Annotated in this window: 2 protein-coding genes; one reads left to right on the forward strand and one right to left on the reverse strand. The window is 46.9% G+C overall.

Annotation, left to right across the window (positions count from 1 at the left end; translation table 11 throughout):
- Positions 1–39: 39 nt before the first annotated feature.
- Complete coding sequence (locus tag KDK18_RS01965; RefSeq protein WP_257252811.1) at positions 40–453, forward strand: hypothetical protein; 414 nt, start codon at positions 40–42, stop codon at positions 451–453.
- 345 nt (positions 454–798) lie between these two features.
- On the opposite strand, the gene rsmA is transcribed toward KDK18_RS01965, so the two are convergent.
- The coding region (gene rsmA / locus KDK18_RS01970; protein ID WP_257252812.1) for a 16S rRNA (adenine(1518)-N(6)/adenine(1519)-N(6))-dimethyltransferase RsmA at positions 799–1322 on the reverse strand (524 nt) is incomplete at its 5' end.

Raw genomic sequence — 1322 nt, forward strand, 5'->3', positions numbered from 1 at the left:
GACAAAATCAGAAAAAGGTGACAAAAGTCCTGAGGATGAGTGGGTTTTTTGCACTTGCTGGCGGTTGCTGCACGAGTTCGTCGATCCAAAAAGAAAGATACATTAGCCCCACTGCTCAGCGCTCCTGACAGAGACTCATTGATTGACTGGCTAAGGCACCGCCCACTGATTCACTATGATAAAAAACGCAAAGTCACAATGGTACATGCTGGAATCCCTCCGATCTGGACCCTGAAGCAGGCCTGCCTGTATGCAAGCAAACTTGAGAAAGCCCTTCAGGGAGAAAACTATCAAGAGTTTCTTCAGTTTCTATTCAAATCAGATTCCATCAACTCTATGGAAGAAGCTTATACCCGTCGAGCCAAACTGAAACTGACCGCAGCTTATCTGACACAGATGTCTGAGAGGCTCGTAGCATCCCTGGATATCACCTACGGCGTACACGGTCATTAACAATAATCTCCTGAACCTTTAAACGTGTGATAGCCATTTATAGCAAAGGTCTTTGAAGGTTCGTGGTTTTAAGACTAAATCGGGAATGCTTGATTGAAATGCACAAAAGCTTTTTCTGATTCGCTGCCTGGCTCAGTAACAGTTTGTGACCGGCTTGGAGAAATATCCTTTTCTCCGTTGACCGGGTGGAGACTGCGTTCTCCACAGTGATGAAAACTGCATTTCCCTGCTAATAGTAGTAACTCAGTGGATAGCGAGCATGCAAGTCGTCTGGTCGTTTATCATGTAACGGCAGCTTTCTTACATTGGAAAAATTTTCATCCCCGAGGCTGACGAAAAATGATGTCAGTCGCTCATGGCAGCTGAATGCAGATAATTGGCGATAGCAACAAATTCTGGCAGAGTCACCGTTTCCGGACGACTCGCAGGGTCGATACCCAGCTCAGTCAGTTTATCGGCAGAGATTAGCTTTTTCAGAGTGTTTCGCATAGTTTTGCGGCGTTGCTGGAAAGCTTCCCGAACCACCCTTTCCAGCAGTTTTACGTCATCTGCCGGGTAAGGTAAATCTCTATGAGGCTCAAGCCGAACAATAGCTGAGTCAACTTTGGGGGCAGGTTTGAAACAGCCAGGGCCCACAACAAACAGGTTGTTCACCTTGCAGTAGTATTGAGCCATGATGCCCAGTCGCCCATAGTGCTTTTCACCGGGCTGGGCTGCAAGTCTTTCCACAACCTCTTTCTGTAACATGAAATACATGTCGCTGATCTGTCCCTGAAACTCTAGCAGGTGGAAAATCAGGGGAGTGGATATATTGTAGGGCAGGTTGCCTACCAGCCTCAGTGTTTCGCCTTCTCTAATAAGAGTGGAGA

Source organism: Endozoicomonas sp. SESOKO3, from assembly GCF_024606255.1.